The organism is Bergeyella porcorum (assembly GCF_042427575.1).
GTDB lineage: Bacteria > Bacteroidota > Bacteroidia > Flavobacteriales > Weeksellaceae > Bergeyella > Bergeyella porcorum.
In genome coordinates this window covers 1-19,603 of record NZ_JBHMFD010000009.1, presented here as the reverse complement: position 1 = coordinate 19,603, position 19,603 = coordinate 1, and the positions used below count along the sequence as shown (strand labels likewise).

The following is a 19,603-nucleotide window of genomic DNA, read 5'->3' as shown; positions in this document are numbered from 1 at the left end:
TTTGTAATAAGAATTTATTCCCTCAATACTTTAATTCTATTATCTGCCCACACTCTAATCACGGATGAACCTTGCCATTGCGAAACCCTTTCTCTATGGTCTTCTACGGCGTAATCTACCAAGCGAATGATTTCAGGATTGATATCTGAAAACTTCATTGGGCTTTTCTCTCCGCTAAAATTGGCAGAGGTAGAAACTAAAGGTTGATTGAGTTTGGAAATCAGTTTTTTACAAAAATTATCTTTCACCAGCCTGATGCCAATGCTTCCATCTTCGGCTAAAAGTTCTCTTGGCAATCCGTGGGGATTATCATAGACAATGGTAACGGGTTTTTCGCTCAGGTCAATGATTTCCCAAGCCATCTCTGGTACCTCTACCAAATCTTGCAGTCGTTTTTCGCTTTCTACTAAGATGATGAAAGACTTGTTTTTTTCTCGTTTTTTAATATCAAATACTTTACGGACGGCTTCTACATTGGTAGCATCGCAACCTATACCCCAGATGGTATCTGTGGGGTAGAGGATGGTGCCACCGTTTTTTAGAATGTCTATAATCTGATTCATTAAAGATATAAAATTTATTTGATAGCCGATTTAATTGCAAATTCCTCTGCCATATTCTCTATCCACTCTGCTACATCATCTTCGCCCGTAGCCCTTTGATAGGTGTGTCCTAAGGAAATGATAATCTGATGAAAAAAACGCTTCATATGGTCCACGGGCATATCCTTTGTCCAAAGGTCTATCCTGAGGGCTTCCATTGCCTTATCATCCCAAACGGAAATCATTGTAGCTTTGGTTTCTTGAGATTCAATGCCACCATCTTGGGCATTCCAAGTCATTTTTTCAGGAATATGATTTTCATCTAATTCTACATCTATGGTAATGGTTGTTTTACGCATTTTTTTATTAGTTTGATGATTGTTTATAGTTTATAGTTTATAGTTTATAGTTGTCGGTTGATAGCTTAAATTTATAATTAACAATTAACAATTACTTATATCCGCTATTATTAAAAATGGTTTCAGAGTCTAGAGCTAGGAAATCCATCAATGGCGTTTTAGGATTTTTCTCAAAATACGCTTTGCAGATTTGCCATCCTATAAAAATTCCAATTTGTGGAGAAGACTCGTTATCAATAGCCGTATAGAACTTAGAAAAAGGACCTGGGGTAATAAATCGCTCTTGCAATCGGGATTCATCACTGAAAATCAAATCATTTTCTATAAAATAGTTCCAGATATTTTCCTCATTGGCAATCGCCCAATCGTACTGCTGAGGCGTGTAGTTGATTTTCAAATCATCGGGGGTTTTAGGCAAAAAAGCATCTTGCAGCAGCATTATTTTTCCATTGTAGATTAGCATATCAATAAATTTCTGATGCTCCAAACTTGCAGGAACCAATTGCTCAGCAATGATTTGAGATACCTTTGGGACAATATTTTGAGGCTGCATAGACTTTTGATAATATTGCTCTATCCCTTTGTAATTAGAGTTGTTTTCTCCCATAAATCCAGAAATGTCTATAAACAGAAAACCTTCATTAGGGTCCAAGATTATCGGGTCTTTTGCCATCTGAAGAGCAGAGGAAAAAAGATAGACTTTCGGAGTTTGAAAGGAAGGAAAATAAAATTTTACCCTTGTGAAAAGCTCAGATAAATCGCTTTTTAATTGCGGTTGATTGATTTTAGCAATCGCCTCTTTGTAGATTTTAATTTCCGTGGAATCGCTTCTGCGCGCTTCAAAATCAGCATCGCTTACCGTCCCTTGAAACCAAGGGTATTTTTGTTTAAAAGCCACAGTGCTGATGCTGGGATTGAAAAAATCTCCAGAAATATCAGTTACCGATACCGCTTCTTTCGGGGTATCTATGGCATTGTCCCAATGAGAAGCGTTTTCTTTTTGGCAAGACATCAATCCTAAAACGAATATTAAAAAAATAGCGGTATATCTAAAAAACTTCATTATTTTTACAACGATAAATATTTACAAAAGTAGTTATTTCATTTAAACTTTTAAAATAGAATGACGATGCAAACCAATAAAATTATCAATCACATTGTAGATTGGCTGAAAGACTATGCTACCAAAGCTGGCGTAAAGGGTTATATCATAGGTGTTTCTGGTGGGGTAGATAGCGGTGTAGTCTCTACATTGTGTGCAATGACGGGGCTAGATTTACTGATGCTGGAAATGCCCATCCGCCAAAAGGAAGACCAAGTAAACCGTGCATGGGAACATATGAATGACATTACGGCAAGGTTCCCCAATGCCAAGGCAATGAGCATAAACCTAACCCCCGCTTTTGAGGAACTATTGACCACCTTCAAAGCGGAGGAAACCGAAAGTGCCAACGAAAAATTGGCTCTGGCAAATACCCGAAGCCGACTGAGAATGCTTACGCTCTATTATTATGGGCAGATTAATGGCTTGCTAGTATGCGGTACAGGCAACAAAGTGGAAGATTTTGGGATAGGTTTCTATACCAAATACGGTGATGGAGGCGTAGATGTTTCACCTATCGCAGACCTTTATAAAACAGAAGTTTATGCCTTGGCAAAAGCCCTCAATTTGGTGGAATCTATCCAGAATGCCATCCCTACCGATGGACTTTGGGATACCGAGCGTACCGATGAGCAGCAGATAGGAGCCACCTACCCAGAGTTGGAAAAAATCCAAAAAGAATGGGGCAAGAAAACAGAAGCCGACTATAAAGAGAGAGATTTGGAAGTCTATAAAATCTTTGCCCGTATGCACAAAGCCGCTCAGCATAAAATCAATCCTATCCCAGTTTGTACGATTCCAGAGGAGTATAAAGATTAAAATACTTTAACTCTAAGGATAACATTTTAATATTTCAATAATTAACTTTAAATTTAGGGCTTAAAAAATTATTATAATGATTTACGGTATAGATACATTTACTTTTCACGATGTTTTGGCAATTGCAAAGAATCCATCGAAAGGAAAACTGACCAAAGAAGCTAAAAATCAAATATTAAAATCGCAAAAAAATGTCCGAAAGATTGTAGAGTCAGATAGAACGGTCTATGGGATTAACACGGGATTTGGTCCCCTCTGCGATGTGAAGATTTCTGAAGAGGAAACGGCTCAGTTGCAGCATAATCTCATCATCTCTCACGCAGTAGGCGTAGGAAAACCCATAGATAAAGAGCTTTCTAAGATAATGATGATTGCTAAAGTCCACGCCCTGTCCAAAGGATTTTCGGGGGTTTCTCTGGAAGTGATAGAGCGTATGGTGCTAATGCTGGAGAAAGACATTATCCCCGTAGTGCCAGAGCAGGGCTCGGTGGGGGCATCGGGAGATTTGGCACCGCTATCGCACTTAGTTTTGCCGTTGATAGGTCTGGGAAAAGTATGGAAAGATGGGGAGCCTTGTGATACGGAAATCGTATTGAAAGAGCATCAACTAGAACCGTTAAAGCTTGGGCCAAAAGAAGGTTTGGGCTTGATTAACGGAACGCAGTTCATCCTTGCCCACGCCATCAAAGGATTAGAGAAAATGGAATACCTCTTAGACCTAGCAGATATGGCAGCCGCAATGTCGCTAGAAGCCTACCGAGGCTCTGCAAGCCCATTTAAGAAGGAGTTGCACGATATTCGCCCATTTGAAGGGAGTAAAAAAGTAGCGGCTAGGATGCTTCACTTTCTAAAAGATTCTGAAAATCTCTCTTCACACGAGTTTTGTGATAGAGTACAAGACCCTTATTCTTTCCGATGTGTACCGCAGGTGCACGGTGCCAGCAGAAATGCCTTTGAACATCTGAAACAAATGGCAGAAACGGAGCTGAACTCTGTAACGGATAATCCTATTGTTTTGAGTGCTGAAGAGTCTATCTCTGGTGGAAATTTTCACGGGCAGCTGATGGCTTTGCCGTTAGACTACGCCACTTTGGCATCGGCGGAGTTGGGAAATATCTCGGATAGGAGGTGCTACCTTTTATTGGAAGGCAAATTTGGCTTGCCAAGATTGCTCACAGAATACTCTGGGCTTAACTCTGGCTTTATGATTCCGCAATACACCTCTGCGGCGTTGGTTACCGAGAATAAAACCTTATGTTTCCCTGCATCAGCAGATAGCGTGCCTACCAGTCTGGGGCAGGAAGACCACGTGTCTATGGGCAGTATTTCGGGGAGAAAGTTTAATCAGGTGTTGGATAATTTGGTGAATATTTTTGCCATCGAGTTGATGTATGCAGCACAAGGTTTGGAATTCCGAAGACCCGCCCAATGTTCAGAGATTATCGAAAAGAACTATGATATTGTAAGAAGTAAAGTGGCTAAATTGGAAGACGATAGGCTGATAGGTAAAGATATTTTAGCCATTGCGGAGCTTATCCGCGATAGGGCTTTTGTAGTGAACTAAAGATAAATAATGAATTTTAAAATAATAAAAACATTACTCATCCTTGCAGTAGGGATTGTCATAGGAACGCTGTTGCCTCGCTTGTTAGAGAAAAATGAAGCCACGCAGGAGGAGATGAATACTTTTAGTGAAACAAAAGAGGTTTCAAGGACATCAGATTCTAAGGCAATAGACGAGCTGACCTCGGAGGAAGTGGTAATTCCTTTCGTGAAACAAAATGGAACATTGCCCTCCTACTATCTTACCAAGTCTGAAGCGAAAAAGAAAGGCTGGATACCTTCCCAAGGGAATCTCTGTGAGGTGCTGCCAGGGCAAGCTATTGGTGGAGACCGCTTCTCTAATAGGGAAGGAAAGTTACCTAAAGGGGAGCAATATTTCGAGGCGGATGTCAACTATAATTGTGGCAATCGTGGAGCAGACCGTATTGTGTTTACCAAGAAAGGGGAGGTCTGGCTAACGCACAATCATTACAAAAGTTTTCAAAAACAATAAAAAAAATAGAAACAATGACGGTATATATAGATTTTGTAGAGATAGGAGATTACGAAGATTTCTACACTCAGCTGAAAGAGAAAGTATCTTTACCAGAGTATTTTGGAGACAATCTGGATGCTTTGGAAGATGTGATAACAGGGGAGTTGCCAATGCCTCTGCGCATAGAGTTCGTGAATATGAGCGTGGAGCAATTGGAGGATTTTGAAGACCTGCTATCAACTTTAGAAGATGTGGAGGAGCAAGTAGATGGGTTTAGTTTTGCCTATTATCTGGAACAGTACGAAGACGAGTAAAATGATATGAAAAACCTTATTGAATCAATTTTAATGAGGTTTTTTATTGTTCCTATGTTTAATGAGAATAATGCGACTGGCGTGGAATAAAAACGGTGTCAATAGCATTCCTCTTTGAAAGGGGCAGGGGGAGGTATAATAATAGGATAGCAAAAATCAAAAAGCCGTCTTACACGGGTTGTGAGACGGCTTCTTTTGGCTTTAAATGATTTTGCTGTTATCTTGATGCAATGAGAATGTTGATAGGCATCACATAGACATTGGATAACTGATTAGGATTGTGAAACTTATAGCTAAGCTGTGTCATTACATTTTTCAGCTCTTCATTGATGTATTTGCAGTCGCCACTAACTTCCACATTGCTGATTTTTCCATTTTCAGCTACTTCAAATTTAACTACACTTTCCGTATTGCCCTCTGATAAATTAGGGTTGGTAAAATCAAAGTTTTGAGATACCAAGTTTCTCAGTTGTTTGAAATTATCTTTTTGTGTTATATTCACTTCCTGCAAGAGGTTTGCGTCCTGAGCTTTAGCGTTAGAGAAAACTGCTGAAATCGCCAAAACGCCTATAAAACCGAAGGTTTTCAATATTGTATTTTTCATCTTACTTGTAATTTTAGGGTTGTTAATCAGTGAATTGGATGATAATCCAATACAAAGTAAGTGAATTTAAATTGAATTAACAAATAATTAATGTAAAATTAACATTGGAAATTTGGATATGATGGAAAATGTTAGCTTTTATCAAGCTGATGAATGGTAAGTGGATTCTTATGATAGATTTTTGAATAAGTTAGGAAATTAAACTGCAAACCGATTAATTGCTTATCTTTACTAGTTGTATTTTAGATTGTGTAAAATCAAGGTATTGAAAAAAAAGTTGTTAAAATTTTTCGTTATAAAAATGATTTTTTTTGGATTAAAATGATGAAAAAAGAAAATATTTTAAAATTATTTCTCATTGGGACACCAATGGTTTTATTATTTGTTATTATCGGAAATATGATTTTTTGGTCTTTAGCTATGGGTAAAGCTGATGCTCATACAATGACTTCAAAAGAAATATCTTTTTTTGAAAATTTTAAAAAAAGTACTGGACTTTATATTACATATTTTTATCCTCATAAAGGTGAAAAAATACATTACATTTCAATAGAAAGAGGTGGTATAGATAGCCCTAATGTTAGGCTTAATAAAAATAATATTAGAGTATTTAGTGATTCTGTGTATAGTGAGCTTATGAAGGTTTATTCTTTAAAATCTGATACAGATAGCATTGTTATTAAAATAAATATTGATGGTTCCAAAAATCATATTCATAAAATAGATACTACTTTTAGTTATAGAGTAAAATAGATGATTTTGATAATATATTTGAGATTTTATTTAAAACTGCATAGCATACTAGAGTAGTTTAAACTTCAGGTATAGTAAAAATAATTATCTTTGAGAAAAATAAATTATGATGACGCTTAAAAACCTCAATTATCCATTGGATTTTAAATTCAGAATTTCTACACTTTCTAGTGATTTTAATATTACAGATGCCAATGGCAACTATGTGTGCTATGTACGCCAAAAACTTTTCAAACTAAAGGAAAAAGTGGTGGTATTTTCAGATGAAAGTCGTAGAGAAGAGTTGTATCATATCGCTGCCAATCAATGGATAGATTTCAATGCTTCTTATGCGTTACGAGACCATTTGGGAAATCTTGTAGGCACTTTAGCTAGAAAGGGAATGCGTTCTCTGTGGAAATCTACCTACGAAGTTTTAGACGAAAATAAACAAGTGCAATATCATATCTCCGAACGCAATGCGTGGGTGAAATTTTGGGACAGCTTCGTGGGAGAATTACCAATTATAGGTTTCTTTACGGGATATTTCCTCAATCCTACTTATGATGTAAAAGATAGAAACGGAAATCTACTTTTCGAACTTAAAAAAATGCCTTCATTTTTCGGGAGACGCTTTCAGCTCAGAAGAAAAGTAGATATTACCGATGATAAAGAAAGTCTAATTATCCTATCACTAATGATGATGGTGCTTCTGGAAAGAGCAAGAGGATAACATCTTTCAAAAGTTAATGGACTGATAAAACTTTTCGGTCCGTTTTTTTATTCTTAAATTTGGAAAAAATATTCATATATGAATCTTACAGATATAGAACCTAAAATTATTTGGAAAAATTTTGCTGCACTCAATGCAGTTCCTAGACCTTCTAAAAAGGAAGAAAAAGTGATTGCTTTTATCAAAAACTTTGGCGAGCAATTGGGACTTGAAACTACCGTAGATGAGGTAGGCAATGTCATCATCAAAAAACCAGCCACCCTAGGTATGGAAGACCGAAAGCCAGTAGTGCTTCAGTCTCACTTAGATATGGTTTGCCAGAAAAACAATGATGTAGAATTTGATTTTGAAACCCAAGGCATAGAGATGGAAATTGATGGTGATTGGGTAAAAGCCAAAGGAACTACTTTGGGAGCGGATAACGGCTTGGGAGTGGCGGCAATAATGTCAGTTTTAGAAAGTTCAGATATTCCACATCCTGCATTGGAGGCTCTTTTTACCATAGATGAAGAAACAGGAATGACGGGGGCATTAGCCTTAAAGCCGGGGCAACTTCACGGTGAGATTCTCCTCAACCTAGATACCGAAGAAGATGATGAGATAGATATAGGCTGTGCAGGAGGGATAGATGTAACGGCTACACAGAGCTATCCACAAGAGTCTGTAGCAGGTACCACACTTCGCATAGAGATTAAAGGATTGCAGGGTGGGCATTCTGGTATGGATATTCACAAAGGACTGGGGAATGCTAATATCATTTTAGGACGATTGCTTTATCCTGCATTAGAACAAAATCTTCAGCTTATCTCCATAGAAGGGGGAAGCCTTAGAAATGCTATCCCGAGGGAAGCCATTGCGGTAATATCGGTGAAAAATGCAGAACAATACTTAGATGCTTTTTCAGAATTGAAAGCTGAGATTTTAGAAGAATTTGAATCATTAGAAAAAGAGTTGAGCATTTCCATAGCACAGTATCCTTCCTCGGAGAAAGGAATCTCTGTAGAACATTCCCAAAAGATAGTTTTAGCCTTGAAATCAGCACACAATGGCGTTTATAGAATGAGTCCAGATGTGGCAGACTTGGTAGAAGCATCTAATAATGTTGCCAGAGTAGCCCTTAAAAACGGGGAGCTGAAAATCCTTTGTCTCACGCGTTCTTCTGTAGAGTCTTCCAAGATGGCTGTAGCAGAGCAATTAAAATCTGTGTTTGAATTAGCTGGAATTAAGGTAGAGTTTAGTGGCTCATACCCAGGATGGAAACCTAAGCCAGGTTCCGAAATAGTAAAAGTAATGGAGCAACTTTATGAGGAAAAATTTACATCAAAGCCTCATATTGTAGCGTGCCACGCAGGGCTAGAATGTGGTATTATTGGAGCCAATTATCCAGAGATGGAGATGGTAAGCTTTGGACCTACCATCCGTGGGGCACATTCACCAGACGAAAGAGCCAGCATCTCTTCCACTCAGAAGTTTTGGGGGTATCTGAAAGATATTTTAGCTAATATTCCAAAGAAATAATAAAAAATAAAATTCCAACTTATAAGGGTTGGAATTTTTTTATTATAACAAGAGTAATGCTGACTAATTGAAAGTTTACAAGCCGTAATTATCAAAAAAATGAAATCTTTTATCGTAGAATAATTCTCCAAAAATCCGTATTTTTAACCCCAAAATTTTAAACAATGCTAAGAAAGAATATACTTCTATCGGCTCTATTTCCTGCAGTAATGGCTTTTGCACAGCAATACGGCGGAATGTGGATGCCTACCGAACTCAATGAAAAAGAAATGAAAGAACTCGGTATGAAAATTTCTGCAAAAGATATTTTCAACCCGAATAAACCCAGCATTAAGGATGCTGTAGTGCAGTACGATGGCGGCTGTACGGGGGAAATTATCTCTCCAAAAGGTTTGCTCCTTACCAATCACCATTGTGGTTATAGTGAAATTCAGGCTCATTCTACCCTTCAAAACGATTATCTTAAAAATGGTTTTTGGGCAAAAAATATGAGTGAAGAATTGCCTAATCCTGGGGTAACGGCAGATTTCGTGGTGGATATTAAAGAAGTGACCAACGAGGTGCTGGCAGGAAATCCCAACCTTTCCGAAGCGGAGATTAATCAAAATATAGAGAAGGTAAAAGCTTCCTTCAAAGTAGAACCTTACCAAAAAGTGGTGGTAAAATCAATGTATTATGGTAATAAATACTACGCCTACATCATAGAATCTTACAAAGATGTTCGCTTGGTGGGGGCTCCGCCATCTTCTATTGGTAAATTTGGTTCAGATACAGATAACTGGGTGTTCCCAAGGCATACAGGGGATTTTGCCGTGTTTAGAATCTATGCGGATAAAAACAATAAGCCTGCAGAATACTCCAAAGACAATGTCCCATATCAGCCTAAACATTTCTTGCCAATTTCCATCAAAGACAAGAAAGAGGGAGATTTTACTTTTGTTTTCGGATTTCCAGGGAGAACGCAAGAATACCTTCCAGCCATTGCTGTAGAAAAAATAATGAATGAGATAGACCCTGCAATGATTTCCGTAAGGGATATTGCCTTGAAGGTCTTAGATGAAAAGATGCGTACCGATGACGCTACCAGAATAAAATATGCATCTAAATTTGCTTCTACTGCCAACTATTGGAAGAAATGGCAAGGCGAGGTAGAGGGGCTTAAAAAATCCAACGCCGTAGCCAAGAAAAAGGCTTATGAAGCGGAACTCATCAAGAAAAATCCAGCGGTAAAAACCACGGTGGATAATCTGAATAGATTGTACAACGAGCAAGCTCCGTATGCCCTCAACCGTGCATATTACAGCGAGTTGCTTAGAAATTCAGAAACGCTGATGCTACTCAACCTATACGAAGGGCTTTTGGCTCAGAATAAAATTGACACCAAGAGATTGGCGTCCATCTACAAGGATTATGATGGAGAATTAGACGCCAAAGTAACAGCGAAAATCCTTAACCTTTACGCTCTTAAAACGCCAGAGCAGTTCTTGCCAGAAGGTTTTGCCCAATTCAAAGATTTGGATAAAACTTTGAACGCAGTAGAAGGATGGTCTAAAAACTCTGTGGTGACGGGGAGAAAACCTTTCAATGGAGCTACTACCCACAGCGATATCAATAAAGTTTTTGAAAACCAAGAGGCTTTAAAAAAAGAAATCGCTAATGACCCGCTGATGGGCGTTTTAGTAATGCTGAAAAAAGCCTATTTCGGAAAGGTTGCAGACCGATATACCGAACTTCAAAAGCAGATTGATAAAGAGCAAAAAACCTTTATGGCACAGCAGATGGCAACGGATAAGAGCAGACCTTTCTTCCCAGATGCCAACTCTACACTGCGTGTAGCCTATGGGCAAGTGAAAGGTTCTAATCCGAAAGATGCACTTTACTACGGCTATCAGACTCACCTTGCTGGTGTGATGGAAAAATATGTGCCTGGAGATTATGAATTTGATGTACCACAAAAACTGATAGAACTTTACAATAAAAAAGACTTTGGCGTGTACAAAAACGCAACGGGTGATGTTCCTGTCAATTTTACGGCGACCAACCACACTACGGGCGGTAACTCGGGAAGTCCAGCATTGGATGCCCACGGTAATTTGATAGGACTCAATTTTGACCGCCAATGGGAAGGAACAATGAGTGACATCAACTTTGACCCTCGTTTTAGCCGAAATATAATGGTAGATACCAAGTACATTCTTTTCATTATTGATAAATATGCCGATGCCAAATGGCTACTGAACGAAATGAAGATTGTGAAGTAATCTACTTTTAGACCCGATAATAATAGCAACAGCAGTCTGCGGATGGTTGTTGCTTTTTATTTTGAGCCTGATATTACTACTTTTCAAAATAGCGTTTCATTATTTTCTTTTCGATGAAATTTCCTTAAATCGCCACTGTGTAAAGTGCAGGCTTTTGAGTTTTTGTTGCTGCTGAATCAAAGGTGTTATTACACTTTGGGGAAAGTATTATGCGAGCGATTTATTGGTATATGCAAAAATAACACGGTTTTTTTATTGAATTTCGTGAAAATATAAAATAATTATTAATGAATAAAAACCCCGAAGTTTCCCCCGTGATGAAACGGCAAAAAGTCAATTGCCCGAAGCTTCCCCCGAGATAAAATGAGCCTTGAGCAATTGCCCAAGGCTTCCCCCGAGATGAAACGGCAAAAAATCATTTTCCCGAAGCTTCCCCCGAAGTGAAATGAGGTTTGAGCAATTACCCAAGGCTTCCCCCGTGATGAAATGGCTAATGGAAAATAAAAAACCACGAGCCAACGCCCGTGGTGAATATCAATAGAGATAGATTTGTGTAGGTGGTATACTATTCCCCAAAAATAAGCACACGAGTTAAGTTTGAAAAAAAGTTACTTTTAAAGGTTGAATTATAAGAACAAAAAAGACTATCTCAATAAAGATAGCCTTTTTTATATTCACAATTACCAAATCTTAATTCTTTCGTTTGGTGCTTTGTACATCTTATCTCCCGGTTTGGTATTGAAAGCTTCGTGGAAGGCATCAATATTCAGTAGGGGAGCGAAAGCTCTGTAATACCCTGGGGTGTGAGGGTCTGTTTTTACTTGGTTTTGCAAGTATTGGTCGGTAGATTTGGTTCTCCATACCGTTGCCCAGCTCATAAAGAATCTTTGGTCTTGGGTATATCCGCTGATGGTACCAGGGTTGCCTTTATCTTTTAGATACATTTGCAATGCTTCGTAGGCTACGGCTACGCCACCCAAGTCGCCAATATTTTCTCCGCTGGTAAACTTCCCATTGACGAAACTTCCCTTCACGGGTTCGTATTGGTCAAACTGTGTGGCTAGCTGACCAACTTTAACATCAAAGTTTTTTCTATCCGCATCTGTCCACCAGTTTTTCAAGTTGCCATCTCCATCAAACCTTGAACCACCATCATCAAAACCGTGAGAGATTTCGTGACCAATTACCGCTCCAATGCCACCGAAATTAACGGCTGGGTCGGCATCAAAATTGAAGAACGGAGCTTGTAAGATAGCCGCTGGGAATACAATCTCATTGTTGGTAGAGCTGTAATAGGCATTTACCGTCTGTGGAGACATTCCCCATTCTTTTTTATCTACTGGTTTCCCTATTTTATCCAGATTTCTTTGGTAGCTCCATTCAGCAAGGTTTTCCATATTATTGTAATAAGTTCCACCATCTTTTGGAGCGGTCATTCGAAGTTTTGAGTAATCTCTCCACTCATCTGGATAGGCTATTTTTACATTAAATTTAGCTAGTTTTTCTTGGGCTTTTACTTTGGTTTCAGCAGACATCCAGTCTAGCTCATCTATTCTTTTTGAGAAAGCTTTTCGGATGTAGTTGATGTACTCTTCCATTTTACCTTTGGCCTCTGCAGGGAAGTATTGCTCTACATAAAGTTTTCCGAAGGCTTCACCCAATACCCCATTTACGAGCTGTAGTCCTCGCTTATCCATTGCTCTTTGTTCTTTTTGCCCTTGCAGGTATTTGGAATAGAAATTGAAACTGATGTCGTCCATTTTCTTATCCAAGCTGCCTAAATTTCCTCTAAGAAGCTGATATTTCATATAATCTTTGATGAGGGGTAGGTTTTTGGAGCTAAGGATTTTATCTAAGTTTTGATAATATTTTAGTTCACCAATAATCACCCTATCGGTATTAACGCCCACGGAGGTGAGGTAAGTAGGAAGATTGATATTTTTCACCAAAGTTTTAAGCTCTTCGGTGGTTTTAGGGTTGTATCTTAGGTTGGCATCTCTAGCTTGTTCATTGGTAAGGAGGTAGTTGGCTAGTTCTTTTTCAAAGTTTACCACTTTCTGTGCTGTAGCATCGGCGTTAGCATATCCTAGAACGGAGAACAATTGAGCTGCGAATTTTTGATACTCTGCTAGGGTTTTGGTATTAGACTCATTCACTTTTTGATAATAGTCTTTTCCTAATCCCAAAGAAGGTCCACCAAGATAGACGGCATTCATTTTAGAGTTTTTTAGGTCAGAGCCTACGCCCCACATATAGAAAGGATTGTTTCTTGTTTTGGTGGCGGTTATCAGATATTTCTGCAAATCTGCGATGGATTTTATAGCGTCAATCTTTGCTAAATCACTTTGAATAGGGCTGATGCCAAGTTCATTTCTCTTGTCCCAATCCATAAAAGTACCGTAGAGGGCTTGTATTTTTTGTCCTTCGGAGTTGGGAGCGTAGTTTTCAGAAAGGATTTTATTGAGGATAGAAAGTGATTTTTCATCGGTGTCTTCTCTCAACTTATTGAAAGATCCCCAACTGGCTTTGTCGGAAGGGATTTCCACGGTTTTGTACCAATTGCCATTCACGAAACTGAAAAAATCATCCTGAGGACGCACGGTGGTGTCCATATATTCTAGATTCAGACCTTTATCTTTGTTAGAATAGGTTTCAGAAACGGTCTGCACTTCTGGTTCGGTAGTGCTGTGAGCTTTTTGGGTGGTACACGAGTTGAGGAATACAATCCCCGAAAACGCCAATAGACTTATTGTAATCTTCTTCATTGCTGTTTGTTTTACGATTATTGGCGTAAAATTAGGAAAAAACTTGGAAACTGATTGTCTTTTAATATAAAAAAAGCCGCTCGGTAAGGAGCGACTTTCGTGTATTGGAAAAAGTCTCTTTAGGGATTATTGAAAATCTGCATCAGAAACATTTTTATTCACTTCTACTTTGTCAAAAGTGATTTTAAAGGTTTGAGGCCCTACTTGCATTTCTGTAACGGTAGCGAATAATACTCCATCAAAGGTTTTGTACTCGCTGTAATTGGCTATGGAAGTAATGTCGCCTTGTGGGGTAGAAGTAGTGGTTTCAACTTTGGAAAGCAAACCTGTTTTTACATCATAGTATTCCACTTTTTTAGCCGCTGTGTTCACTACTTTATAGTGGTCGTTACCATTAAGGTTTACGATGCCATCTACTTTACTATCTGCAAAACCTACAGATAATACTGGGAATACATTGTTTTGCCCTTTCATAGCTGCAATTTGTTTCGCATCCATATCTCTTCTATTACCCATTTGCGAAGCATAACCTTTGTTACCATCAAATACATTCTTGATTTCAGCCCCCATTATTTTGATAACGCTGTTTACTTTATCAGGAAAAGCATTTTTAGTCACATATTCGCCTTCCATACCCATCATTGAGATTTTACCAGATTGTAGTACGGTTTTCACTTTGTCCACATTGGCTTTACCTCCAATGGCTTTGATGTAGTTCTCTGCAATTTGCTGAGCCGTAACATTGGCTTGTTTTTTATTTTTAGCAGGGTCTTCTATAGGGTTGCCATAAGCATCAAAGAAAGATACAGGATAGCCTAATTTTTTCAGACCTTCGCCTATTTCCTCTGCTTTTCCCGTAACTACAATTTTAGCCTGCTCTGGGCGGAAGTATTTTTTAGATACTCTCAAAACATCATCTACGGTTACTTTGTTGATGTTTTGGATGTAGTTGGCATAGAAATCGTCAGACAATTGGTTGGTTTTCTTGGTAAGGGCTTGGCTTGCTACGGTTTCTGGTCTTTCCAAAGACAGTACGAAGTTACCAAGGAATTTAGCCTTTACATTTTCCAACTCTTGGTTGTCTATTTTATTAAGCGTCATACCACGCATTTCTTTGATGGTTTCTACCACGGCAGAATCGGTTACGCTATTACGCACCGTAGCACTCGTGTAGAATCTTCCTGCATATCTGGAGTCCACTACACCACCACGGGCACCGTAAGTCCAGCCGTGTTTTTCACGAAGGTTCATATTCAATCTTGAATTAAAATCCCCTCCTAAGATGGTAGAAGCCACTTGTACGGCATAGAAGTCTGGGTCTTTTTTGGTAAGCGTTACAGGATAGTTTACTTCTACTACAGATTGTACAGCATTAGGCATATTAACTACGGCAATCTCTGTTTTGTTTACCTCTGCTACCTTTGGCAAATCAGCAATGTTGAGTTTGGTTTTCTTCCAACCAGAGAAGTGCTTTTCTGAAAGCTTCTTAGCCTCTGCAGGGGTAATGTCTCCTACAAAGATAAGGTAGGCATTGTTGGGAACATAGTATTTTTTGTAGTAGTTTTCTACATCTGCCAAGGATAAGTTTTTGATTTTTTCTTCAGTTTCAAACTCTGAAAAAGGGTGATTTTTACCATAGGTAAATACGCTTCCCATTCTAGAAGCGGCAGAGCTCACATTCTTTTCATCAGATTTTAAAGCTTCTATAGTTCTTGCTTTCAAGGCATCAAATTCTGCTTGTGTAAACTTAGGATTCAAGGCTCCTTCTGCAAAATACCCGAATACTTCGTTGAAATATTTTGATAGGGAAGAAACTCTTCCACCACCATCAGAGTAGCTTACTCTAGCTCCTAATTGCTCCACTTTGTTATTAAAGTCATCTTTGGAGAGTTTTGTAGTTCCAGTTCCTAAAAGACCGCCTAAAAGATCATCAGCACCTTTCTTATCGCCCAAGGCAAATGGTTTATTGTCTATAGATAGCGTGGCACTTACTCTTGGTAGTTTGTGGTTTTCTACTACGATAACGGTAAGACCATTGCTGAGTTTAAATTCACTTGGTTTGCCTAGGTTGACTACAGGAGAGGGTCCTGGTTTTGGCATTGGACGATTGATCTGAGCATTGGCAGTAAGGGCTAAAAAAGCAACCGCAATGGATAATATTTTTGTTTTCATTTTTTTTGTCTAATGTCTGATTAAAGATTATTTTTTCTCTGATTTTTTTGCAGATTCTGGTAAGTAGTTGATGATGATTCTTTGGTTTTTACCCAAATATTTTCTCGCTACTTCTCTGATATCTTCTCTGGTAACAGATTGGAAAACTTTCAGTTCGGTATTGATTTTATTGGTATCTCCTTGCAACATATAGGCGTCTGCCAAAGCGTGAGCAATGTTTTCTACACCAGATCTCTGAGAAACAAAACGATTTTCATAAGTGTTGAGAAGTTTTTGATACTCTTCTTCGGAAATCAAATCTTTTTGTACCTTTTCAATATCCTGCTGAATGCTTTGCTCCAATTTGTCTAATGGTGTATTCCCCTGAGGAAGTACCCCTATGGTATATACCCCGTAGTCTTCCATCTGACGGTTGAATGCAAAGATTTGCAATGCTTCTTTCTTCTCATCTACATATTTTTTGTAAAGCACAGAGGTTTTACCACCAGATAAATAGCTGGAAAGCATATCAAGAGCGTAGGCATCTTTAGACTTATTATCAGAAGTTCTATAGTTAAAAGCTAAAAGAGGAATCTGGATATTGGCATCGTACTCTGTTACTCTTCTCTCTTGGGTGATAGGCTCTTCTTTCGGGAAGCTTTTCTTTATTACTTCTCCTTTCGGGATGGAGCCAAAATATTTCTCAATCAGTTTTTTAGCTTCTGGAGTTTGAAAATCTCCTGCGACTACCAATACGGCATTGTTTGGAACATAATATTTTTTGCTGAAATGCTGGAAGTCTTCCAGTTTGGCACTGCTCAAATCTTCAAACGAGCCAATCACACTCCATCGGTATGGGTGCTTATCAAAGATGTGTGGCATCGTAGCCTCGCCGTAGCTGAATCTTCCGTATGGCTGATTGTCTAGCCTTTGTCTTTTTTCTTCTTTTACCACTTCTTTCTGAGTATCTACCCCAATTTGGTTGATGATAGGCTGTAGCAATCTATCAGATTCCATCCAAAGTCCAAGCTCCAAATTATTAGAAGGGAAAGTTTCGTAATAGTAGGTTCTATCGGTGGTGGTATTAGCATTGTTGCTACCTCCGTGAGACGAAACAATCTTGAACCACTCTCCTCGTTGGATATTGTGGGTGCCTTCAAACAAAAGATGTTCAAAGAAGTGAGCAAAGCCTGTTTTTCCCACTTGTTCATCTTTAGACCCTACGTGGTACATTACTCCAGTAGTAACTACTGGTGCGGAGTTGTCTTGATGGAGGATTACATGCAATCCATTAGACAGTTTATACTCCTCAAAATTGATTTGCTGAGCATTAGCAAGCACTGCAACGAATGCCGATGCTGCAACAGATAAAAATTTCTTTTTCATTTTAAATCTAATTTTTATAATGAGTAGGTAAAGTTATGAAAAAGTTACACGATGGTGAATTTTTTTCTCTGAATTATTTTAAAGTTTGAAGAACTAAAAAACCATCTCTTTATGGAGAGATGGTTTTTTTGGGTAATATAGATTAAAACTTATTTTCTATATGAGCTGCTTTTAGCAAAAATGGATGGATATCTGTGTTTTTCATAAAAGGTTTCATCATTTCACTACCAGGGCCATACATTGTGAGCTCTACATAGTCTGAGGAGTGGTCCATACTAATCCATCCTACAGAGGTATAATCTTTTTGAATATCAGAAAGCAATTTGAAAGGAAGATGTCTTGGGTTGTAGATGCCATCTTCTTGCTTTGCCGTTTGGTAATAGGAGAGGATTTCTTTGGCTTTTTCATCGGAGATTAAAATTCCTGCATTAGCCTGTGCAATTCTATCTTTTACCGTTTTTATAGAATCTGTAGGGTTGATGCCTTGTAAAATCCATTCATTGGTTTGGGTAAATTTTTGGATGTTATCAAAGTTCTGATCTACATTTTTACCATAGATAAGCCCTGGGTTGGCATTACCGTGGTCGGTAGTAATTACCACCAAGGTATTCCCATCTTTCTTAGCGAAGTCCATTGCTACTTTTACCGCTTCATCAAATGCCAATTGGTCATAGAGCAATGCCGAAATATCATTAGCGTGGGCAGCCCAATCCACCTTTCCAGCTTCTACTTGCATTACAAAACCATTGCGGTGGTCTTTCATTTGGTCTATGGCTTTGGCGGTCATTTCTGCAAGGGTAGGGATGTTTTTTTGAAGCTCTGTATCGCTATTGCGGTCGGCAGAGTAAGGCAAAGCATCTTCATCAAAAGTAGCTAGAAGCGGTTGGTTTTTAGGAGCGGCAATCATTTCCGCTTTTGTTCTGGCTACGGTATAGCCCTTTTTGCGAAACACCTCATACATATCGGTTCCATCTTTTCTTTTAGAGGCATCAAAGTATTGATTTCCTCCTCCCATCATCACATCAAAACCAATTTCGGAGTAGGTTTTAGCAATGTCACTCTGCGAATTTCTGCTTTTAGAGAACACTGAAAACCCTGCTGGTGTAGCGTGGGTAATGGGTACTGTGGTAACGCAGCCTACTTTTTTTCCAGCTTTTTTAAATTTTTGCAGGATAGGTAAGTATTCTTCACCATTAGGGCCTACATTGAGGCTACCATTGTTTACCCGATGTCCACCGCCCCAAGAGGAGCTAGCAGCAGCAGAATCTGTAACGATAGAGTTTAGCGATGCCATATCCATCATCCCGCGTTGCGTGAGGCTATCCTCATAGAGAGAAATCCAATTGGTGGCTTTGCCCAGCTTTCTTTGGCTGTATAAATTAGCCATTACCAGCGTGCCGTTGCTCATTCCATCACTTACCATAAAGATGATGTTTTTGGCCTTTTTACCTTTGAATTCTTCTTTTATTATATTGGCTTTAGCCCCTATAGGAGCGAAAAGAAGTCCACCAAATGCCAGCGAACCGCCTTTCAGAAAATCTCGTCTTTTCATTCAAAAAAAATTTTGTCAAAGGTATTAAAAACTCTATAAACTAAGTGTTAAATATTGTAAATATTGCGTGAATTGCACAACTATCTGAAACTTTAAAAATAAAAGTTGCCCGAGAATGTCGTATAATTGAAAAAAACTCATTTTTTTTTTCAATTATGACACTCTTCAGGCGAAGTAAAAATACAAATAAACCCATAATAAGACAAATTTTAGACCTCATTTCTGTATATATATTTACGGTGTAAATCACTAAGAATCAATCCTGTAAAGTAAAAGTCGCCTATGAAACTCGCGACCAATTGATGGCACTAACTTTCGGACAGCTGAATAAATGTTATACACTATCCATACAAGATGTGGTAAAAGGAGAGGATACTAAGGTGTATCCTAATCCTACTTCTGGTGAGTTTTCTATACCACTACGGCAACAGAGGTTACAGTGGTGAATGCCGTAGGACAGGTGGTGAAAAGCCTTAGCCTAAGCAAAGGGGACAATAAAGTGGACAACTCTGGTCTCTATATAGTGAAAGTAAGAGATAAAACATTTAAAGTATTGAAGAAATAAATTTTGTAAATCATCCCTTACCCTCCTTCAGCCAAGCTGAAGGAGTTTTTTTTGTTAATTTTACTCCAGATTAGGCATTAGCTTTCGACTTCGCTATTAGATTTGCATTTCGTAAATTCAGTTATTATTAATGAAAATAATTTCTGAACAACCAGAGGGAAT

Annotated in this window: 17 protein-coding genes and 1 pseudogene; 10 read left to right on the top strand and 8 right to left on the bottom strand. The window is 38.5% G+C overall.

Going from position 1 to position 19,603, the window contains the following annotated elements:
* Window positions 1-14: 14 nt before the first annotated feature.
* From ACFFUE_RS05665 to gldB, 3 genes are all read right to left on the bottom strand, one after another.
* On the bottom strand, window positions 15-563 hold the full coding sequence (locus ACFFUE_RS05665; protein WP_376833401.1) for an L-threonylcarbamoyladenylate synthase: 549 nt from the start codon (window positions 561-563) through the stop codon (window positions 15-17).
* Window positions 564-577: 14 nt separating this feature from the next.
* Complete coding sequence (gene gldC / locus ACFFUE_RS05660) at window positions 578-901, bottom strand: gliding motility protein GldC (protein WP_327984334.1); 324 nt, start codon at window positions 899-901, stop codon at window positions 578-580.
* Between the two features lie 91 nt (window positions 902-992).
* The gene (gene gldB, locus ACFFUE_RS05655) at window positions 993-1,964 is read right to left on the bottom strand and encodes a gliding motility lipoprotein GldB (protein ID WP_376833399.1); all 972 of its coding nucleotides are present in this window, start codon (window positions 1,962-1,964) and stop codon (window positions 993-995) included.
* 66 nt (window positions 1,965-2,030) lie between these two features.
* Between gldB and nadE the strand changes: the two genes are divergently transcribed.
* From nadE to ACFFUE_RS05635, 4 genes are all read left to right on the top strand, one after another.
* Window positions 2,031-2,822 carry an NAD(+) synthase gene (nadE, locus tag ACFFUE_RS05650; RefSeq protein ID WP_376833397.1) on the top strand — a complete coding sequence of 264 codons (792 nt, stop codon included), beginning with the start codon at window positions 2,031-2,033 and terminating at the stop codon, window positions 2,820-2,822.
* A 76-nt stretch (window positions 2,823-2,898) separates the two neighbouring features.
* Window positions 2,899-4,386 carry a histidine ammonia-lyase gene (hutH, locus tag ACFFUE_RS05645; protein ID WP_327984337.1) on the top strand — a complete coding sequence of 496 codons (1,488 nt, stop codon included), beginning with the start codon at window positions 2,899-2,901 and terminating at the stop codon, window positions 4,384-4,386.
* Between the two features lie 9 nt (window positions 4,387-4,395).
* Window positions 4,396-4,878: a ribonuclease domain-containing protein gene (locus ACFFUE_RS05640; RefSeq protein WP_376833394.1), complete on the top strand. Its 483-nt coding sequence runs from the start codon at window positions 4,396-4,398 to the stop codon at window positions 4,876-4,878.
* Window positions 4,879-4,892: 14 nt separating this feature from the next.
* A complete protein-coding gene (locus ACFFUE_RS05635) occupies window positions 4,893-5,174 on the top strand; it encodes a barstar family protein (protein WP_376833392.1) in 282 nt (93 codons plus the stop codon).
* 217 nt (window positions 5,175-5,391) lie between these two features.
* Here ACFFUE_RS05635 and ACFFUE_RS05630 read toward each other — a convergent pair whose 3' ends face one another.
* Window positions 5,392-5,778, bottom strand: a complete 387-nt coding sequence (locus tag ACFFUE_RS05630) for a hypothetical protein (RefSeq protein WP_376833390.1) — start codon at window positions 5,776-5,778, stop codon at window positions 5,392-5,394.
* A 321-nt stretch (window positions 5,779-6,099) separates the two neighbouring features.
* Between ACFFUE_RS05630 and ACFFUE_RS05625 the strand changes: the two genes are divergently transcribed.
* The 4 genes from ACFFUE_RS05625 (at window position 6,100) to ACFFUE_RS05610 (ending at window position 11,022) form a co-directional block, all read left to right on the top strand.
* The gene (locus ACFFUE_RS05625; RefSeq protein ID WP_376833388.1) at window positions 6,100-6,531 is read left to right on the top strand and encodes a hypothetical protein; all 432 of its coding nucleotides are present in this window, start codon (window positions 6,100-6,102) and stop codon (window positions 6,529-6,531) included.
* Window positions 6,532-6,640: 109 nt separating this feature from the next.
* Entirely contained in the window at window positions 6,641-7,243 is a 603-nt protein-coding gene (locus ACFFUE_RS05620) for an LURP-one-related family protein (protein ID WP_376833654.1), read from the top strand.
* 78 nt (window positions 7,244-7,321) lie between these two features.
* Complete coding sequence (locus ACFFUE_RS05615; RefSeq protein WP_376833386.1) at window positions 7,322-8,761, top strand: aminoacyl-histidine dipeptidase; 1,440 nt, start codon at window positions 7,322-7,324, stop codon at window positions 8,759-8,761.
* A gap of 164 nt (window positions 8,762-8,925) precedes the next feature.
* Window positions 8,926-11,022 (top strand): S46 family peptidase, encoded by a 2,097-nt coding sequence (locus tag ACFFUE_RS05610; protein ID WP_376833384.1) that lies wholly within the window; start codon window positions 8,926-8,928, stop codon window positions 11,020-11,022.
* Window positions 11,023-11,702: 680 nt separating this feature from the next.
* Here the strand turns inward: ACFFUE_RS05610 and ACFFUE_RS05605 are convergent.
* From ACFFUE_RS05605 to ACFFUE_RS05590, 4 genes are all read right to left on the bottom strand, one after another.
* A complete protein-coding gene (locus tag ACFFUE_RS05605; protein WP_376833382.1) occupies window positions 11,703-13,787 on the bottom strand; it encodes a M13 family metallopeptidase in 2,085 nt (694 codons plus the stop codon).
* A gap of 126 nt (window positions 13,788-13,913) precedes the next feature.
* On the bottom strand, window positions 13,914-15,959 hold the full coding sequence (locus tag ACFFUE_RS05600; protein WP_376833380.1) for a M16 family metallopeptidase: 2,046 nt from the start codon (window positions 15,957-15,959) through the stop codon (window positions 13,914-13,916).
* Window positions 15,960-15,986: 27 nt separating this feature from the next.
* Window positions 15,987-17,324 (bottom strand): M16 family metallopeptidase, encoded by a 1,338-nt coding sequence (locus tag ACFFUE_RS05595; protein WP_376833378.1) that lies wholly within the window; start codon window positions 17,322-17,324, stop codon window positions 15,987-15,989.
* Between the two features lie 142 nt (window positions 17,325-17,466).
* Complete coding sequence (locus ACFFUE_RS05590) at window positions 17,467-18,876, bottom strand: alkaline phosphatase (RefSeq protein WP_376833376.1); 1,410 nt, start codon at window positions 18,874-18,876, stop codon at window positions 17,467-17,469.
* Between the two features lie 155 nt (window positions 18,877-19,031).
* On the opposite strand from ACFFUE_RS05590, the pseudogene ACFFUE_RS05585 reads away from it, so the two are divergent.
* Window positions 19,032-19,223 (top strand): annotated as a pseudogene (locus ACFFUE_RS05585) (IS4 family transposase); the annotation flags it as partial.
* A gap of 95 nt (window positions 19,224-19,318) precedes the next feature.
* The gene (locus ACFFUE_RS05580; RefSeq protein WP_376833374.1) at window positions 19,319-19,441 is read left to right on the top strand and encodes a hypothetical protein; all 123 of its coding nucleotides are present in this window, start codon (window positions 19,319-19,321) and stop codon (window positions 19,439-19,441) included.
* The last annotated feature ends 162 nt before the right edge of the window (window positions 19,442-19,603 follow it).

What these genes read in the sequence shown, in the direction of transcription:
- ACFFUE_RS05665 (WP_376833401.1), bottom strand. Translation starts at nt 563, where the DNA reads ATGAATCAGATTATAGACATTCTAAAAAACGGTGGCACCATCCTCTAC.
- gldC (WP_327984334.1), bottom strand. Translation starts at nt 901, where the DNA reads ATGCGTAAAACAACCATTACCATAGATGTAGAATTAGATGAAAATCAT.
- gldB (WP_376833399.1), bottom strand. Translation starts at nt 1,964, where the DNA reads ATGAAGTTTTTTAGATATACCGCTATTTTTTTAATATTCGTTTTAGGA.
- nadE (WP_376833397.1), top strand. Translation starts at nt 2,031, where the DNA reads ATGCAAACCAATAAAATTATCAATCACATTGTAGATTGGCTGAAAGAC.
- hutH (WP_327984337.1), top strand. Translation starts at nt 2,899, where the DNA reads ATGATTTACGGTATAGATACATTTACTTTTCACGATGTTTTGGCAATT.
- ACFFUE_RS05640 (WP_376833394.1), top strand. Translation starts at nt 4,396, where the DNA reads ATGAATTTTAAAATAATAAAAACATTACTCATCCTTGCAGTAGGGATT.
- ACFFUE_RS05635 (WP_376833392.1), top strand. Translation starts at nt 4,893, where the DNA reads ATGACGGTATATATAGATTTTGTAGAGATAGGAGATTACGAAGATTTC.
- ACFFUE_RS05630 (WP_376833390.1), bottom strand. Translation starts at nt 5,778, where the DNA reads ATGAAAAATACAATATTGAAAACCTTCGGTTTTATAGGCGTTTTGGCG.
- ACFFUE_RS05625 (WP_376833388.1), top strand. Translation starts at nt 6,100, where the DNA reads ATGATGAAAAAAGAAAATATTTTAAAATTATTTCTCATTGGGACACCA.
- ACFFUE_RS05620 (WP_376833654.1), top strand. Translation starts at nt 6,641, where the DNA reads ATGACGCTTAAAAACCTCAATTATCCATTGGATTTTAAATTCAGAATT.
- ACFFUE_RS05615 (WP_376833386.1), top strand. Translation starts at nt 7,322, where the DNA reads ATGAATCTTACAGATATAGAACCTAAAATTATTTGGAAAAATTTTGCT.
- ACFFUE_RS05610 (WP_376833384.1), top strand. Translation starts at nt 8,926, where the DNA reads ATGCTAAGAAAGAATATACTTCTATCGGCTCTATTTCCTGCAGTAATG.
- ACFFUE_RS05605 (WP_376833382.1), bottom strand. Translation starts at nt 13,787, where the DNA reads ATGAAGAAGATTACAATAAGTCTATTGGCGTTTTCGGGGATTGTATTC.
- ACFFUE_RS05600 (WP_376833380.1), bottom strand. Translation starts at nt 15,959, where the DNA reads ATGAAAACAAAAATATTATCCATTGCGGTTGCTTTTTTAGCCCTTACT.
- ACFFUE_RS05595 (WP_376833378.1), bottom strand. Translation starts at nt 17,324, where the DNA reads ATGAAAAAGAAATTTTTATCTGTTGCAGCATCGGCATTCGTTGCAGTG.
- ACFFUE_RS05590 (WP_376833376.1), bottom strand. Translation starts at nt 18,876, where the DNA reads ATGAAAAGACGAGATTTTCTGAAAGGCGGTTCGCTGGCATTTGGTGGA.